Below are 556 nucleotides of genomic sequence, written 5' to 3' on the forward strand. Positions count from 1 at the left end.
GTTGTCGTCGCTGCCGTTGTCGGCGGCAATATTCAGACCTTTGGCGATGTTGGCGGCGTTGTTGGCGACGTTTTGGTTGGTCGCAAACAGTTGGCTGCCGTTGACGGCATCTTTGCTGTTGGCATTGAGGTCGCCATCGGCTACGTTGGTTACTTTGTTGCCGGCGGCATCGATACCGGACTTGGTCAGGCTAGGACCGCCTGCGACTTTCACACCGTCGTTGTTAACGGTGGTATCACCGGCTTTGACGCTGTCTACCACCAGGTCTTTGTTCAGCTTAACTGTCACTTTATCGTCTTGGGCTTCGGTGGTGATGTTGTCGTCGCCGGCAACGGTCACGGTGGAACCGAGTTTTTCGACATTGGTGCTGCCGCTGTCGCCGTTGAAGGTCAGGCCTTTGGTGTCAACGGTGGTTTTGGCATCCACACCTTTTTGGATGTCGTCTTTGGTGCTATCAGCCAAGTCGATGCTGTAGTCGGTCACGTTGTTCGCGTCTTCAGCGGCGGCGGTAACGGTCACTTTGTCGGAACCTGCGCTCGCAGTGGTGCCTTTGGCG

1 pseudogene is annotated in these 556 nt (G+C 56.1%); it reads right to left on the minus strand.

From position 1 onward, the window contains the following. Positions 1-556 (minus strand): annotated as a pseudogene (locus HMPREF2551_RS09560) (hypothetical protein); the annotation flags it as partial.

The organism is Neisseria sp. HMSC066H01, assembly GCF_001837375.1.
Classification (GTDB): Bacteria; Pseudomonadota; Gammaproteobacteria; order Burkholderiales; family Neisseriaceae; genus Neisseria.